Raw genomic sequence first — 16,048 nt, 5'->3', positions numbered from 1 at the left:
TTACTTGCGACGGAACAATTTCCTGATCTGATTCTTTAAACGATACGCAGCAGTCTTGGGAGCTTCATTCTCATGATAGCCATTCCCGTACGCGCCATAACCGTAGCCGTATCCATAACCATAACGGGCGCGGTCGTTAAAATAGTTGAACAGCAAACTCACGTTGCCCAATTCTCCCTTGATGTATTTATCGTTGATAATGTCCAGCATTCCTTTTTTAGTATAGCCCTGACGCACGACATATAGGGACGCATCTGCATGCTTAGAGATTTCCATAGCATCAGAAACTAGCCCCAGTGGCGGTGTATCCAGAATGATATAATCATAATTCTTGCGCAGTTCTTCCAGCATATCTCCCGCCCTGGTGGTCAGTATGAGTTCGCTGGGATTGGGAGGCACCGGGCCAGAAAGGATGATGTCGAGATTCTCGATCCCTGAAGATTTAATAATTTCGTTGAGCGTCGCATCCTTCACCAGATAATTAGAAACGCCCAGATCATTGTCCAGATTGAAGTCGTCAAAAATCTTGGGTTTCCTCAAATCCATCCCTACCAAAAGGGTGCGTTTCCCACTCAATGCAAAAATACAAGCGAGATTGATACTGGTAAATGTCTTCCCCTCGCCGCTCACACTACTGGTCACCATAATGGTCCTGGAATCCTGAACGGCCTCCTGATTATAAATAAAATGAAGGCTGGAGCGCAGGCCTCTAAAAGCTTCTGCCACTGATGATCTAGGTTGCTCATACACCACTAGATTGCTCACCTGACTGGTCTGGCCTATCACGCCTATCAAAGGCACGGGAGATAAATTCTCCAACTCTTTGGGCGTATGGATAAAGCTGTCCAGCAGCGTTAGAATAAAGGCAGCTGTCACGGGAATCGCAATTCCTACCAGCAGCGCCATTAAGTAATTAATATTACTATCGCGGCTGCTCCCGCCCTGACCGGTATCCTTGGCAGCATCAATGATATAAACGTCAGATACGTTTGCGGCTTTTACCAGCTCGGCTTCGGCACGTTTTGCCTGAAATACGTTGTAGGCTTGCTGGGTAATATCAAACTGCCGCTGAATCTTTAGAAATTCCTGTTGTTCCTTAGGCAAGCTCTTGATTTGTGAATCCAGTTTATTAATTTCCCGATTGATCCCGCCCAGCTCGCTGTTGAGCAATGCGGTAGAACTGGTGATATTTTCATAAATCACTGTTTTTACTGCATCAATTTGTCGGTCTAGATCTCTAAATACGGGAGCATCTGGTTTTAGAGTGGATTCTCTTCTTTTTCGCTCTTGCGAAAGCTGAACCAGTTGACCTACATACTGCCCGATACTTCCTTCTGAAATACCCACAACAGACGGCGCCTGGATGGCGGTATAATCTGATTTTCGCTGCAAATAGGTTTCCAGACTCTCGTAATAATTGATGCGATTGAGTAAATCTCTCTTTTGGATCTCAAAACCAGTGAGTTTGTCATTGAAATCGGTATTCTGACTTGCGGCATCGACCAACTGGCTGTTCCCACGAAACGCCTCTAACTCCGATTCCGATTCTTTCAGCAGCGCGCTTTGCTTTTGTAAACTGCTGTCGATGTATTCGATGGTACTGACGGCATACTTGTTTTTCTTGCGCAGTTCCTCGGTTACCAAAACCTCACAGCTGTTGTTGATATAATCAATCAACCGTTGTTTGTTACGTCCCTGCAGGCTCATAGCGAGAATAGAAGATCCTTCCGGCTGCTGGCTTACACTGATTCCTTTGTAACCCATGACGGTAGCCCAATAATCTTCAAACCGAATCAACCATTCGCCGGTTCCAATGGTTTCGGCTCGCCTGTCAATGGTTCCTTTGAAGAACGGCAGATCTATTTTTTCACCAAAATTGAATTCCTGTTTCCACTCGCCCTGTGGGACGCTAACGGTTACATTTTCTTTAGCATTATAGTCAAAACCGCTGGCGGTGTCCCCACCAAAACTGGCACTCATCTCAAACTTTTTTTGATCCAATACTTTGATTCGGATATCCTGCTGGTACAGTTGTGCCGCGCTGGTATCTGCATACACAAAAAACGGAGTCTGTTTGTAGGCGTCCTTATTGTAGTAATCGCCTTCCTTGATATAACTCACATAAAACTGCAGCCGGTCCACGACATGTTCTGCATGAGATCGCGATTTGAATTGGGTGATGGCGGTAGTCACCTTATCCGTCGTGCCACCCCAATTAAAAGTCAAACTCTGATTACTAGTAAACAAAGGGTTTGTATTGTCCTTGATACTGATCAGGGAATCTACCTGAAAATATGTTTGTATGAATTGGTTTTTATAATAGGCATACGCAAGTCCTATAATCATGCACAGCAAAAACAACCACCACAGCCCCAACAATTTTTGCAGAAACTGCTTGACATCAAAGATGCCTGATAATGCGCTAACTTCCTTTTCTTCTTCCATCTACAGTCGCGTAAATAATAAAATCGAGGTCACCAGTGCACTAAGCACGGTAACAATCGTACCAAAAGTGCTCAACCCAGTAGTTCCAGTTCCTATAACTTTTTGTGGCAGTGGATCCACCACGATCATATCATTAGGCTGGATATAATAATAAGGAGAATACACCACGTCCAGATCAGTCAGATCCAGTTTGTGAACCTTTACCCCATCGGGATAATTTCGTATAATTTTTACCGCTGTTAGATCTCCGGTAACCGGTACGCCACCGCTATCTGCAATTGCCTCAATAATATTGACCTGTTCCCGTTGGACAGTATTCAGACCAGAACCACTCACCTCGCCCACCATCGTGTAGGAAATTCCCGAAAGTTTTACGGTCAGAAACAATTCCGTTTCCTCCTTTACATATTTTTCAAGGATAATCTCCTTTAGTTTTTCCTGCAGTTCATCGGTAGTGAGCCCTATGGCTTTTACGTTTCCTATCTCTGGCAGTCGAATATCACCACGCAAATCCACCCCATAACCGGCAGTTCCCGCTCCAGCCTCTGCTTCTCCAGTAGTTCCAGAAAACAATTCTTCCAGTCTGGGATCAGGGCTGTTGGTCATCGTTATATTGAGCACATCATTGACCTGCAGTCGGTATGGCGGCTGCAGTCGTCTCGCGGTCATCAGCGTATCCGCTACATTAGACTTGGATTCTTGCAGATACGTAATTTTGGAAACCGGGATGCAGGAAGCGGTCATCAGCAACATTCCCACAATCATAACCAGCGTTGCTTTACGCATATTCTCGTTTGTATAAGCGGTAAATATAAAATTATCTTAATTGATAGCCTAGCCTAAACTTAAAACGGCGCTAAAATGAACACAGCTCTGAAAATTAGTGCTGGAAATAAAAGTTGGAATACGTGTTATTAAGTTATCAACTTGCGACAGGAGATTCCGCATTTAATGCGGAATGGCACCTTTTGCCATTTTATTTTTTGTTGCCTTATGGAGAAGGAGTTCGCTTTCGCGAAAGCTTAATTCACTTTCCTATAATATTGAGGCTTTTTGTAATAGTTTACCCATTGAGAATAGTCCGTGTTATCAAGTCGTTGTTTCACTATGTGTATTGAGTTCGCTTTCGCGAAAGCTTAATTCACTTGTTTCATTTTAAAAAAATGAGAAATCTCACAGTAACTGATTGATCGATTGCAAGTTGGTTTTTGTGGAAGTTACTTGTTATAGTGTTCTTCTTGTGAAATTCAATTGGGCAGAAAGATTGGTATTTACTCTTGCGCAGGCCTCCTTTGTCTTCGACATTTCCTCCGGCAGAGGAAACAAGATGTGATGGGGTTGCTGGGTCTTGAGGCATTCTCAAATATTACAAATCCCATAATCATATCGAGCGAAAGTCGAAATGTGGTTTGTTCAAAGTTTTCTTTGGCATCGAAATCTGCTCTGGATCAATCCGTCGTTGCCTTCGACATTTCCTCCTGAGTAAAAATAAAAAGAAAACGAAAAATAAAAATAAAAACTGGACGCAGGCCTCCTTTGCCTTCGGCATTTCCTCCGGCAGAGGAAACAAGATGTGATGGGGTTGCTGGGTCTTGAGACATTCTCAAATATTACAAATCTCATAATCATATCGAGCGAAAGTCGAAATGTGGTTTGTTCAGGGTTTTCTTTGTTAGGAAATTCGACCTGGATCAAACTCTCTTTTTCTTCGGTATTTCCTCCTGAATAAGAATAAAAACAAAATGAAAATCAAAAACAATTACTCATGCGCTGGCCTCCTTTGTCTTCGACATTTCCTCCGGCAGAGGAAACAAGATGTGATGGGATTGCTGGGTCTTGAGACATTCTCAAATATTACAAATCCCATAATCATATCGAGCGAAAGTCGAGATGTGGTTTGTTCAGGATCTTCTTTTGTATTGAAATTCAACCTGGATCAAATTCTCTTTTTCTTCGGTCTTTCCTCCTGAATAAAAATAAAAACAAAATGAAAATCAAAATCAATTACTCAGGTGCTGGCCTCCTTTGTCTTCGACATTTCCTCCGAATAAAAAATAAAACGAAAAATAAAAACAGGGCGCAGGCCTCCTTTGCCTTCGGCATTTCCTCCGGCAGAGGAAACAAGATGTGATGGGTTAGGTGGGTTTCTGGTTGAAAATCTTTAGCATGTTCCAACCCATCTGCCCGTTGGGCATCTTCCCAAAGGGAAGAAAGCAGAAGTGAAAATCGCACTTTAAAACTGAAATGGAGTAGAATGTATCCTCTTCGCTCCGAGGGTAGATAAGAGATGGATGTTCTTATAAACGGACTTTCCAGTGGTACTTTTACGCCATCTTAAATTCAAATTCGTTCATTTCCACGGTAAATTTAACATCCGCTTTTAATGCTCTGAACACTTTCAAAATCGTTTCAATAGTTACATTTTTTGTATTTCTTTCAAGTTTTGAGATTTGCGATTTTTGAACGCCTATCAGTTCGCCGAGTTGTTCTTGGGTTAGTTTTCTTTGTTTTCGTACAGACTTTATCATATCGCCGAGAACTTCCATTCGTAGGTCAAATTCATATTTGTCACGTTCAACTGTTCCTATCTTTCCAATATCTTGGTCCTTCATTTGGTCAAGGGTCATCATTTTCATTTTTTCGTTTTTTGTTTCCATGACTTTTATTTATTGTTCAAAATATTCTGCTCTGATTTTCATCGCTTTCTCAATTTCTGCTTTTGTTACCTTACTAACCTTCTTTATAATTCCGTGTGTCGATAACACAAGCGTTTCAGATTTGTCTGTTTTATCCCAAAACGCAAAAAGTCGATATTGAAATCCTTGGTAAAGCGTTCGGAATTCCCAAATATCATCCGTCAGTTTCTTAAACAGTTTTGGGTCATTTTGTAATTTCGCTTTATCCAAATTGTAATAAATTTTCTTTTTCGCCTTGGCGTCCAGTTTGGACATAAAGTCAATTGCCTGCTCAAGGAAAACAACTTCAAATTTCGGTTTCATTGCGTTTGATTATCTGATCCCTAAAAGACAAATATAATCTAAAAGTTGAGTTATATGGAAACTTATGAGTATTTAGTTGTATTAGCGGCTATTCCTAATTATTAAAAAATCGCCATCCGTCAACTGTCAATCCGTTGGTCGTTACGAGAGTTCTCGCGAGGGAACGCGAGTCATCAAATTCATAACCTATAAAGGATCGAAATGACGTACTTTTGCAAACTATTCCAGATTGAATTTCCATGAATTATTTGAGTGTTGAAAATGTATCGAGAGCCTTTGCCGACAAAGCGCTTTTTGAAAATGTGTCGCTGGGAATCAACCAAGGGCAAAAAATAGGTTTTGTGGCCAAAAATGGCTACGGAAAAACCTCGCTGCTCAATATTATTGCAGGTAAAGAAAAACCAGATTCGGGTAGTGTCAACCGTCGTAATGATTTGCGCATGGCTTTCCTTTCCCAAGATCCTGACCTAGACCCAAACCAAACGATTGAAGAGGTGATTTTAGCTTCTGATATTCCTACTATTGGCATTATTGCCCGTTATGAAAAGGCGATGCTAAACATGGACGATGGAGATGCCTACCAAAAAGCGTTTGACCAAATGGAGGTGGCACAAGCTTGGGATTTTGAAACCAAATACAAGCAGATTTTATCCAAACTAAAACTGGATGATCTTACCCAAAAGGTAGGGAAACTAAGTGGTGGACAAAAAAAGAGGATTGCCATGGCGGTTGCCCTGCTTTCTGATCCGCAGCTATTAATAATGGATGAGCCTACCAACCACCTGGATCTAGAAATGATCGAATGGCTGGAGGAATATTTCAAGCAAGAAAATTACACCATACTTATGGTAACGCACGATAGATATTTCCTAGACCGCGTTTGTAATGAGATTATCGAGCTGGATAACGGGAATCTCTATACCTATAAAGGAAACTACTCCTATTATGTGGAGAAAAAAGAAGAACGTTTAGAGATTGAGCAAACTACTCAGGAAAAAGCCCAACAACTCTATAAAAAGGAATTACAATGGATGCGTCGCCAGCCAAAAGCGCGAACTACTAAATCTAAATCTCGAATTGATGATTTCTACACGATTAAGGAAGCTGCGTTTAACAGACGTCAGGAACATCAAGTAGAGCTTGAAATAAGTATGCAGCGATTAGGTACTAAAATCGTGGAGCTGCATAAAATTTCCAAAGCCTTCGGTGATAAGAAGCTGATTGAAAATTTCAATTATAATTTCCAACACGGTGAACGTGTAGGAATCATCGGTAAAAATGGAACTGGAAAATCCACCTTCCTGAATATTATCAATGGTAACCTCGCTCCGGATTCTGGAAAAGTGAGTATTGGAGAGACGGTGAAAATCGGTTACTATACGCAAGACGGGATGAACATCAAACCTGGTCAAAAGGTAATTGATGTCGTTAAAGAATATGGCGAATACATACCGCTAAACAAAGGGAAAATCATCAGCGCAAGCCAGTTGCTGGAACGTTTTCTTTTTGACAACAAAAAGAAACACGATTTCGTTGAGAAACTAAGTGGTGGCGAACGCAAGCGACTGTATTTATGTACCATCCTGATTCAAAATCCGAATTTCCTGATTCTTGATGAGCCTACCAATGACCTGGACATTCCAACCTTAAATGTTCTTGAGAACTTCCTAATGGATTTCCCGGGATGTATCATCGTGGTAAGCCACGACAGGTATTTCATGGATAAAATTGTGGATCACCTACTTGTCTTCAATCAATCTGGAGAAATTACAGACTTTCCTGGTAACTACAGCGATTTCCGCGCCTACGTGGGAAGTACCGACATTGCCTTGTCTAAAGAAACGCCTAAAGCCATCGAAGAAAAGCCAGCAGCAAAAGCGGTGGTAAAAACGGAAAAGAAAATGGCTCCTCCTGGAACTTCCAGAGAAGACCAAAAGGAACTTTCCAGACTGGAAAACAAAATCAAACAACTGGAAACCGAACGCAAGAAATTGCAGGATAGTTTTTTAGATGATTCCATAGATCCAGATGTCATGACCCAGAACAGCATCAAACTGGCCACGATCAAGGAAGATTTAGAAGTGAAAGAAATGGAATGGCTGGAACTAACAGAGCGATTGGGAGTTTAGGGAGTTTTCAGTAACAGTTTTCAGTATCCACGATTTATGGTCGTACTAAACTTGCCTGTGCTAAAATTGGTTCCGTATTCATTGATTTGTCTGTCATGCTGAATTCGCCTGTGCTGAATTTAGTTCAGTATTCAGCATCTCCTGGAACTGGCTGGAATGTAAATATTATCAGGAATCAACAGGTCCTGAATTCTTACTCGCGACCAGATTTAACCTCCGCTTCGAGAGACCCTGAACTGAATTCAGGGTGACAGGTTGAGAACAAATATTTGTCATGCTGAATGTATTTCAGCATCTCCTGGAACTGGATGGAATAATCAGGCTACCAACAATCAACGATTTCGCAATCGGAACTGCCGATCAAATTAGACCTCCGTATCAAGAGACCCTGAAATAAATTCAGGGTGACAGGTTGCGAGGTGTTTGTCCCAAGAATTTTTATTTATCATGCATCTGAACCGACAATGGACATCAAATTTAAAATCCTTACATTCAAGCATATCCAAGAGATATTACCACAATTACAGTACCTATATTTTAACTAATGAAAAAAGTGGAGTGCTTTATATAGGAATGACTAGTGGAATCGACGATCGATTGAGACGTCATCGACTAGATGAAGGTTCAAAATTTACTAAGAAATATCAAGCTCATAAGTTGATTCACATTGAGGATTTCCAATATGTTAACGATGCGATCGCTGGTGAAAAACAGTTGAAAAATTGGCATCGCCAATGGAAAATTAATCTAATTGAAAAGGAAAATCCTGATTGGAATGAATTGTCAGAAGGGCGGAATCTCCGCTAGAAATTGGGCTGGTTTTCTAGAAGGAATCACTAACGATTGATGATATGACAATAAATCCAATAGGAATTTGTCATGTTGAATTTACCTATGCTAAATTTATGTCAGTAATTAGAATCTCTTGGAGCTTTTCTGAATCATGCAGTGGGTAAAACCTAGCAGATTCCTAATACTAACAATTGACCAGATTTGACCGCTGCTTCAAGAGACCCTGAAATAAATTTAGGGTGACAAAAATCAACAAATGGCAATGCGTATTTTTGTACCGTGCTACACCAACTCAAACATTACATCCACTACCGGCTTAAATCCATTCATTTACATGGGATTCACTCTCCATTTATCTTTGAATTCAATCGGGATTGCCTGCATGATAATGCTGTTTATGCTGCATATGGAAGGTTAGTTTGCTTTCGCGAAAGCGTGCTTGACCACAATCAACAACTACAGATTGAAGATCACGGTGCTGGCAGTAAACGTTTACAAAACGAGTTGAGGGAGACTACGCAAATTCTCAAACATAATTCCAGCTCTGCCAGACAAGCAGAGTTACTTTATAGGATCGCATATTACTTTAAAGTGGAACGTGCCTTAGAATTGGGAACTTCTCTGGGAATGGGCACCATCGGACTGGCCCTGGGGTCGCATCACGTGACCAGCGTTGAGGGTAGTCCTGAGGTTGCCACTTATGCGCAGGAACGATTGCGAGAAAATGGTGTGGGGAATGTCCAACTGATTCAGGGAACTTTCAGGGATTTCTTTATGGACAAATTAAAGGTAAAACCATCGGGAACCTATGGGCTTGTATTTATTGATGGCCATCACAACGGTGCGGCAACTATTGGCTATTTTGAGCAACTGCTGCCCTATTGTAATAATGACACGGTCATTATCATTGACGATATTTACTGGTCAAAAGATATGACCCACGCCTGGCAACAGTTAACTAAACATCCCAAAGTCACGGCTAGCCTCAATACCTATCAATGGGGCTTGTTATTTTTTAGAAAAGAGCAAGGCCAGCAATGTTTTTATATCAATCTGTAACGACTGGGTGCATCTTGCGTCCTATGAATAATAAGCAGCGGATCAATTATGAGTGAAAATGTCATCGAAATACGCAACATCGTACGTAATTTCAAACTAGGTCAAGAAGAAGTGAAAGTTCTTAAGGGGATCGATCTGGATATTAAACGTGGTGATTACATCGCTTTTATGGGACCTTCTGGTTCTGGAAAATCTACATTGATGAATCTATTAGGTTGTCTAGATACGGCAACGTCTGGAACATACCATCTTAACGGCACTGATGTCTCCAGCCTGAGTGATGACCAACTCGCGGAAATCCGCAACAAGGAAATTGGTTTTGTTTTTCAAACCTTTAATTTATTACCTAGAACTACAGCTCTTGATAACGTGGCGCTTCCCATGATTTATGCAGGGATGTCTAAAAAAGATCGCAATGCTAGAGCCACCAGCGTACTTACCAGTGTAGGTCTAGCTGATCGTATGGACCACCAGCCTAACCAGCTTTCTGGAGGTCAACGTCAACGCGTTGCCGTAGGTCGTGCACTGGTCAACAACCCCTCCATTATCCTAGCCGATGAGCCCACGGGAAACCTTGATTCTAAAACAGGTGTGGAAATCATGGCACTTTTCGACAAGATTCATGCCGATGGAAATACAGTAATCCTAGTTACTCACGAAGAGGAAATTGCAGAACATGCGCATAGAGTCATACGTCTGCGTGATGGTGTGGTAGAAACTGATGTGAGAAATCGTTGATTTATTCTACAATGCCAGTTTTTAGATATTGCCAATTATTGATTTGCTGACGCAAATCTTGATTCCCAATTGCCAATTAAGACGACTCGGTTTAGACTGTCATGCTGAACTCGTTTTAACATTCGGGACGCTTTTGTCATGCTGAACTCGTTTCAGCACCTTCTGGAACTGGCTGGAATATTAAGACTAACAACAATCAATTAATTCTGAAATACACCTCCTGACTTGATTTGACCTACTCTTCGGACCCTGAACTTAATTCAAGGTGACAAACGTAGAGAACTTATACTGCTGGGTAATCTCAAGGTGACAAGTATTTGAAAGGCTGTCAACCTAAACTCGTTAAACATTCCCGATGCTTTTGTCATGCTGAACTCGTTTCAGCATCTCCTGGAACTGGCTAGAATATTCAGGCCAGCAATTACCGACAGATTCTCAATCACAACTGCTGACAGCATTTGACTTCCGATTTAAGAGACCCTGAACCAAGTTCAGGGTGACAAATTGCGAGGGATTATATTGAATGATTTTGAACTTGCTTATGAGCAACCCAGAATGACAAGCGCCATTGTCCTTTGGACGTACATTCATCTCGCAAAAGCTCGTAGGATGCAAGAAAGGTAAAATAAGTGTAGTGTAAAAATTACATTTTACAAGGTCTTTGTCCTTCTGGACTTATTTCAGCATCTCCTGGAACTATATGTAATGTTCTGATTAACAAAAATCAAGGAAATCTAAATCACAAATCCAGACTAGATTTGACCTGCGTATCAAGAGATCTGAATACTGAAATGAATTAAGTACCGGATAAATGAAGAGTGTCCGGTAATGATATAAATTTTAATCTAAAACAGAAAATCGATCATATGATTTGCATGCGCAAATCAAGAATTGGCAATCGGATTTTTTCCTACCTTTAAATTTTCCAATCAAGTATCAATTCTATGTTTGCTGAATATCAAGATTATATCTACGTAGCTGCCGTAATTCTTGCCTTCTTTATATTTTTAGGATGGAATAAATCCCGGCAGCGTTCTGTGAAGGATCGCAAGCGGCGCAATTTTAAAAACAGTGTTCGTCAAAAACGAGCTCGTCGCGATAAGGATTCAAAATTTTAATCCTGCGCTACAGGAACAGCATACAAGTCAAAATCTTCCGCTTCGGTAATTTCTACCATTACAAATTCGCCCACACTACAATAATGTGCGCTGGCATCAATTAAGACTTCGTTATCCACATCTGGACTATCAAATTCGGTTCTTCCTACAAAATGATTCCCGCGTTTGCGGTCAATCATCACTCTAAATTGTTGACCGATTTTCTGCTGATTCAGTTCCCATGAAATCTGAGATTGGATCTCCATAATTTCGTTAGCGCGTTCCTGCTTGACTTCTGCGGGTACGTCATCTTCTAATTTGTAAGCATGCGTATTTTCTTCATGCGAATAGGTAAAACACCCCATGCGCTCAAAACGCTGGTCTGTTACCCATTGTTTAAGGATTTCAAAATCTTCCTCAGTTTCTCCGGGATAACCCACTATTAAGGTTGTACGGATAGCCATGTTAGGCACACTTTCGCGGAAGCGGTCCAACAAAGCATTTGTCTTTTCAAACGTAGTACCGCGTCGCATGGACTTTAAAACAGGCGTGGAAATGTGTTGTAAAGGGATATCTAGATAATTACAAACCTTAGGTTCCTCATTCATCACATCGAGAACATCTACCGGGAAACCAGTAGGAAACGCATAGTGCATACGGATCCATTCAATGCCGTCGACTTTGGCCAATTCGCGCAATAGATCTGCAAGGCGGCGTTTTTTATAGAGGTCTAGACCGTAATAGGTCAAGTCCTGCGCAATAAGTATAAGTTCTTTAACACCTTTGGCGGCCAGTTTTTCTGCTTCAATGATCAAATTTTCAATGGGTGTACTCTTATGCCCACCGCGCATCAATGGAATCGCGCAGAAGGAACAGGGACGATCACAACCTTCGGCAATCTTAAAATAGGCATAATTCTTAGGCGTCGTTGTAACGCGCTCGCCTATGAGCTCATGTTTATAATCAGCCCCTAGAGCTTTGAGCAAAGAAGGAAGTTCTGTAGTACCAAAATATTGATCCACATCTGGGATTTCCTTCATCAAGTCTGGCTTGTAGCGTTCAGACAAACAACCGGAAACAAAGACCTGATCTACCTCACCACGGCTCTTGCGATCTACAAAATCAAGGATGGTATTGACAGACTCCTCTTTGGCATTATCAATAAAACCGCAGGTATTGATGACCACGATATTACCTTCTTCTTCATGCACCACGTCCTTGCCACTGGCCTTCAATTGACCCATAAGCACCTCGCTGTCATAGACATTCTTGGAACATCCCAGCGTGATAACGTTAATGCGATTCTTCTTTCTTGATTTTGTTCTCATAGCGGCTGCAAATTTACGACAAGTAAGTAGGTTGTAGTGCGGTAGGTTGTTAATATCCTACCCTTCCAATGGTGTTAGGGTTTGTTGATAAAGTTCGCTTTCGCGAAAGCGGAAAACCATTAACCATTCTATGTCCAACTCCACACCCACAATGCAATATCCTCGTAATAAACTCTAGAAAGGATCATGATTGCGGCACTGATAGATGGCACAAACCAATTAAAATTTTTAGTCAATACAATAGCAAGATTAGCTCCCAACATCAATAAATGGACGCCAGCTAAAAAATAAAGTGGCGCATACCCGTTAGATGGCGCGAGCGGGTTTTCACTTAAAGGATCGCTAATCGTTTTTGCAATGACCGTGATTATGTAAAATCCTGCATAAATGGCAACGATTCTCGTAAATATGCGGAGGCTTTTAGCGGTAAATAATGGTGGTTTATTGTTTTCTATCATGAACTACTTTTGATAGTCTGTCGGCATTTTGCGCCTTTTACTTACGCGCTCATAAGCGGCTGCCCATCCAAAAAGTTCACGGTCCTTTCCTGTAGGAGCTATAAAAGTCAAACCAAATGGTTTTCCATCTTTATCGTAACCCATAGGTACTGTCATAGCAGGGAAAAACCCAGCTGCAGCAACACCTGCTGTATAATTATTGATAGACAATAAACCGTCCAGATTGTTTTTTTCAAAGTAACTGTTCAAGTGATCTTGAGCTTTTTGAGTCATGTCTTTTTTGAAAGCGTCAAATTCAGCATCTGTCATTTCTGGTTCAACTAGAATTCCCTGAAAAAGCTTTTGCCCGTAAGGCATTGCGTTTATAGAATCCTTTCTATTTTCCTGCATCACTTTAAAAACGTCCCAATTTTTGTATTTGGAATTTGCCGCAGTCTTAAAATACTTGGGTAAATCCTGTTTCATATCGGCATTTAAGAGTTTTAAAAAGCCGCTGAGTTGGATATTTTTTTGATCTAGTTCAACGATTATTGCCCGCTGATTTCTAATATCTTGAATAGCCGCCGCATATAACGGCTTTTCCATGAAATCCTTGAAAACACCAAATCGTTTTCCCGCTAAGCTGTAGCTGTTGAGTTTTGGGATCAACTCTGCTTCGATCACATCTTGTTCTGCACCTCGCATGGCATTTAAAAGGATCGCAGCATCCACAACATTTTTGGCCATAGGTCCAGCGGTGTCGAGGTAGCTGGAAATGGGTACAATTCCGTTTCCAGAAAGTGTTCCCACAGTAGGCTTCAATCCTACAATCGAATTCTGAGAGGCTGGAGAAAGAATAGAACCACTAGTTTCTGAACCGACTGCTGCCACGGCAAAATTAGCAGCTACAGAAACACCACTACCACTACTCGATCCGCCGGTATCAAAAACCTTTCGACCATAGGGACTCAAAGTCTGACCACCCACGGCACTCCACCCGCTAGGGCAATCTCCACAAAAAAAGTAGGCCCACTCACTCAGGTTTGCCTTACCTAGAATTAGAGCACCGGCATTTTTTAAATTTGTTACTATTACTGCATCTGATGTTTGATTATCCATCATGACCGCCGCTCCTGCTGTAGTAGGCATATCCGCAGTATTAATGTTGTCCTTTAATAAAATGGGCATTCCAGTAATGTTGTATGGGTCTAAAGTCTCGCCGTAATCTTTCATTTGAGCGAGTCTCACATCTGCTTGACGAGCTTGCTCTAGAACTTTCGGGTTTAATGCGATCACAGCATTTAAGGATTTCTCATTATTGCGATCATAAGTATAGATTCTGTACAAGTAATACAGCGACAAATCTTCGTAACTAAACTTCCCATCGTAAATACTTTGTTGGATTTCAGGTATGCTTTTCTTTTGAACCAGCTTGTTTAACAGCTCTATTTTACGGGTGCCGTTAGAAGAGCTTGTACTAAAATTCAATACGTCTGCCTCTAAACCTGCAAAAACACTATCGCGATTGATATATTTAGAATCCAGAACTTTGAGATCAAGTTCCTCTATAGAATCTGTCTGAACTTGAGCAGTTGGAATTCTATTAACTTTAGAGTCATTACCTGTTTTACAAGACGAAATCATCACGCTTAAAGCGAAAATAAATAGCAAGTGCTTCATTGGAAAAATGTTTATTTAAAAGTAAAGCTCTCGGGCGAACTATGTTCTGGCGAGAGCTTTTTATTTATTTATAATCGTGAATTAATTAAAGAAGCTGTCCACAAACTCTATTTTATTGAACACTTGTAGATCTTCCATTTTCTCTCCTACACCTATATAACGAACAGGAATTTGAAATTGGTCTGAAATTCCTATGACAACACCACCTTTTGCGGTACCATCTAATTTTGTAATCGCAAGAGAGGTTACTTCTGTAGCAGCAGTGAATTGTTTAGCTTGTTCGAAAGCATTTTGACCAGTAGAGCCATCGAGAACTAACATGACATCATGAGGTGCATTGGGGATCACTTTTTCCATGACCCGTTTGATTTTAGTCAACTCATTCATTAAGTTGACTTTATTGTGCAACCTTCCAGCGGTGTCGAGTAAAACAACATCTGCTTTATTTGCAACGGCACTTTGTAAGGTGTCAAAGGCAACACTGGCGGGATCACTACCCATTTTTTGTTTAACGATTTCCACGACCACACGATCTGCCCATATTTGTAATTGCTCTACGGCGGCAGCTCTAAAGGTATCTCCTGCTCCTACTACAACTTTTAAACCTGCTTTCTTGAACTGATGCGCCAGCTTTCCAATGGTCGTGGTTTTACCCACGCCGTTCACACCTACCACCATAATCACATATGGCCCATCCTGCTTAGGTATCACAAATTCTGTAGCATCACCGCTATTCACTTCACTCATCAATCCGGCAATCTCTTCCCGCATGATCTTGTTTAGTTCTTCAGTTCCCAGATATTTATCACGGGCGACACGTTCTTCAATCCGTTTGATAATTTTAATGGTGGTTGCCACTCCTATATCACTGGAAACCAAAACATCTTCCAGGTCGTCCAAAAGATCATCATCTACTTTTGACTTTCCAGCAACGGCTTTTCCCAGCTTGTCCATAAAGCTGGATTTAGTTTTTTCCAGCCCTTTATCCAGGCTTTCCTTCTTTTCTTTATTAAATATTTTCTTGAAAAAACTCATAATTGATAGTTGGTTTTGCAAAGTTACTACATCCTAACTTATAGAAGGTTATTCTGATGATGTTAGGCAGGTTGAAAGTCGAACTAAACCTGAAAAAAATCAAAAATAAAAAAAGAGGATTAGATCTGATAATTAGAGAAAATACACCTCGAATTGCGTTGGTTACAAATTTTGAGAAAACGAGCTTAATTCATCAGTACTTACCAATCGTAGAAAAGCTCCAATCCTTTTTCCATAATTAATAGGAAAATAGAATTGGAGCTTTAATTATGCTCTGAAGTCAAGTGTGATTCACAATTGGAATACTGC

The 16,048-nt window shown here is 41.0% G+C and carries 14 protein-coding genes; 5 read left to right on the top strand and 9 right to left on the bottom strand.

The features are described from left to right. The 5 genes from IQ282_RS12265 to IQ282_RS12245 all read right to left on the bottom strand — a co-directional run bounded on the left by IQ282_RS12265 (nucleotide 1) and on the right by IQ282_RS12245 (nucleotide 5,444). Nucleotides 1–2,445: a polysaccharide biosynthesis tyrosine autokinase gene (locus IQ282_RS12265; protein ID WP_194852166.1), complete on the bottom strand. Its 2,445-nt coding sequence runs from the start codon at nucleotides 2,443–2,445 to the stop codon at nucleotides 1–3. Then, entirely contained in the window at nucleotides 2,446–3,231 is a 786-nt protein-coding gene (locus IQ282_RS12260) for a polysaccharide biosynthesis/export family protein (protein ID WP_194852165.1), read from the bottom strand. It lies immediately after the preceding gene. Between the two features lie 662 nt (nucleotides 3,232–3,893). Beyond that, on the bottom strand, nucleotides 3,894–4,046 hold the full coding sequence (locus IQ282_RS12255) for a hypothetical protein (protein WP_194852164.1): 153 nt from the start codon (nucleotides 4,044–4,046) through the stop codon (nucleotides 3,894–3,896). A gap of 723 nt (nucleotides 4,047–4,769) precedes the next feature. Then, nucleotides 4,770–5,102: a helix-turn-helix domain-containing protein gene (locus IQ282_RS12250; protein ID WP_194852163.1), complete on the bottom strand. Its 333-nt coding sequence runs from the start codon at nucleotides 5,100–5,102 to the stop codon at nucleotides 4,770–4,772. Between the two features lie 9 nt (nucleotides 5,103–5,111). Then, on the bottom strand, nucleotides 5,112–5,444 hold the full coding sequence (locus IQ282_RS12245) for a type II toxin-antitoxin system RelE/ParE family toxin (protein ID WP_194852162.1): 333 nt from the start codon (nucleotides 5,442–5,444) through the stop codon (nucleotides 5,112–5,114). Nucleotides 5,445–5,683: 239 nt separating this feature from the next. Between IQ282_RS12245 and IQ282_RS12240 the strand changes: the two genes are divergently transcribed. From IQ282_RS12240 to IQ282_RS12220, 5 genes are all read left to right on the top strand, one after another. Next, entirely contained in the window at nucleotides 5,684–7,573 is a 1,890-nt protein-coding gene (locus IQ282_RS12240) for an ABC-F family ATP-binding cassette domain-containing protein (RefSeq protein ID WP_194852161.1), read from the top strand. 447 nt (nucleotides 7,574–8,020) lie between these two features. Continuing rightward, nucleotides 8,021–8,380, top strand: a complete 360-nt coding sequence (locus IQ282_RS12235; RefSeq protein WP_194852160.1) for a GIY-YIG nuclease family protein — start codon at nucleotides 8,021–8,023, stop codon at nucleotides 8,378–8,380. Nucleotides 8,381–8,644: 264 nt separating this feature from the next. Further along, nucleotides 8,645–9,424, top strand: coding sequence for an O-methyltransferase (locus IQ282_RS12230; RefSeq protein WP_194852159.1), 780 nt, complete (start codon nucleotides 8,645–8,647; stop codon nucleotides 9,422–9,424). A 48-nt stretch (nucleotides 9,425–9,472) separates the two neighbouring features. Next, complete coding sequence (locus IQ282_RS12225) at nucleotides 9,473–10,162, top strand: ABC transporter ATP-binding protein (protein ID WP_194852158.1); 690 nt, start codon at nucleotides 9,473–9,475, stop codon at nucleotides 10,160–10,162. 944 nt (nucleotides 10,163–11,106) lie between these two features. Next, entirely contained in the window at nucleotides 11,107–11,280 is a 174-nt protein-coding gene (locus IQ282_RS12220) for a hypothetical protein (RefSeq protein ID WP_194852157.1), read from the top strand. On the opposite strand, the gene rimO is transcribed toward IQ282_RS12220, so the two are convergent. The 4 genes from rimO to ftsY all read right to left on the bottom strand — a co-directional run bounded on the left by rimO (nucleotide 11,277) and on the right by ftsY (nucleotide 15,739). Then, nucleotides 11,277–12,587 (bottom strand): 30S ribosomal protein S12 methylthiotransferase RimO, encoded by a 1,311-nt coding sequence (gene rimO / locus IQ282_RS12215; RefSeq protein ID WP_194852156.1) that lies wholly within the window; start codon nucleotides 12,585–12,587, stop codon nucleotides 11,277–11,279. The genes IQ282_RS12220 and rimO overlap by 4 nt on opposite strands. Nucleotides 12,588–12,715: 128 nt before the next feature. Further along, nucleotides 12,716–13,045 (bottom strand): hypothetical protein, encoded by a 330-nt coding sequence (locus IQ282_RS12210; RefSeq protein ID WP_194852155.1) that lies wholly within the window; start codon nucleotides 13,043–13,045, stop codon nucleotides 12,716–12,718. A gap of 3 nt (nucleotides 13,046–13,048) precedes the next feature. After that, on the bottom strand, nucleotides 13,049–14,704 hold the full coding sequence (locus tag IQ282_RS12205; protein WP_194852154.1) for an amidase family protein: 1,656 nt from the start codon (nucleotides 14,702–14,704) through the stop codon (nucleotides 13,049–13,051). A gap of 81 nt (nucleotides 14,705–14,785) precedes the next feature. After that, entirely contained in the window at nucleotides 14,786–15,739 is a 954-nt protein-coding gene (gene ftsY / locus IQ282_RS12200; protein ID WP_194852153.1) for a signal recognition particle-docking protein FtsY, read from the bottom strand. Nucleotides 15,740–16,048 lie beyond the last annotated feature (309 nt).

The organism is Nonlabens antarcticus (assembly GCF_015356755.1).
Classification (GTDB): domain Bacteria; phylum Bacteroidota; class Bacteroidia; order Flavobacteriales; family Flavobacteriaceae; genus Nonlabens; species Nonlabens antarcticus.
The sequence above is the reverse complement of the archived record's forward strand: the minus strand, read 5'-3'. Positions and strand labels throughout refer to the sequence as shown.

Coding starts and splice junctions, on each gene's coding strand:
- IQ282_RS12250 (WP_194852163.1), bottom strand. CDS start 5,102: ATGGAAACAAAAAACGAAAAAATGAAAATGATGACCCTTGACCAAATG.
- IQ282_RS12260 (WP_194852165.1), bottom strand. CDS start 3,231: ATGCGTAAAGCAACGCTGGTTATGATTGTGGGAATGTTGCTGATGACC.
- IQ282_RS12240 (WP_194852161.1), top strand. CDS start 5,684: ATGAATTATTTGAGTGTTGAAAATGTATCGAGAGCCTTTGCCGACAAA.
- IQ282_RS12205 (WP_194852154.1), bottom strand. CDS start 14,704: ATGAAGCACTTGCTATTTATTTTCGCTTTAAGCGTGATGATTTCGTCT.
- IQ282_RS12245 (WP_194852162.1), bottom strand. CDS start 5,444: ATGAAACCGAAATTTGAAGTTGTTTTCCTTGAGCAGGCAATTGACTTT.
- IQ282_RS12220 (WP_194852157.1), top strand. CDS start 11,107: ATGTTTGCTGAATATCAAGATTATATCTACGTAGCTGCCGTAATTCTT.
- IQ282_RS12255 (WP_194852164.1), bottom strand. CDS start 4,046: ATGTCTCAAGACCCAGCAACCCCATCACATCTTGTTTCCTCTGCCGGA.
- rimO (WP_194852156.1), bottom strand. CDS start 12,587: ATGAGAACAAAATCAAGAAAGAAGAATCGCATTAACGTTATCACGCTG.
- IQ282_RS12265 (WP_194852166.1), bottom strand. CDS start 2,445: ATGGAAGAAGAAAAGGAAGTTAGCGCATTATCAGGCATCTTTGATGTC.
- IQ282_RS12225 (WP_194852158.1), top strand. CDS start 9,473: ATGAGTGAAAATGTCATCGAAATACGCAACATCGTACGTAATTTCAAA.
- IQ282_RS12210 (WP_194852155.1), bottom strand. CDS start 13,045: ATGATAGAAAACAATAAACCACCATTATTTACCGCTAAAAGCCTCCGC.
- ftsY (WP_194852153.1), bottom strand. CDS start 15,739: ATGAGTTTTTTCAAGAAAATATTTAATAAAGAAAAGAAGGAAAGCCTG.
- IQ282_RS12235 (WP_194852160.1), top strand. CDS start 8,021: ATGCATCTGAACCGACAATGGACATCAAATTTAAAATCCTTACATTCA.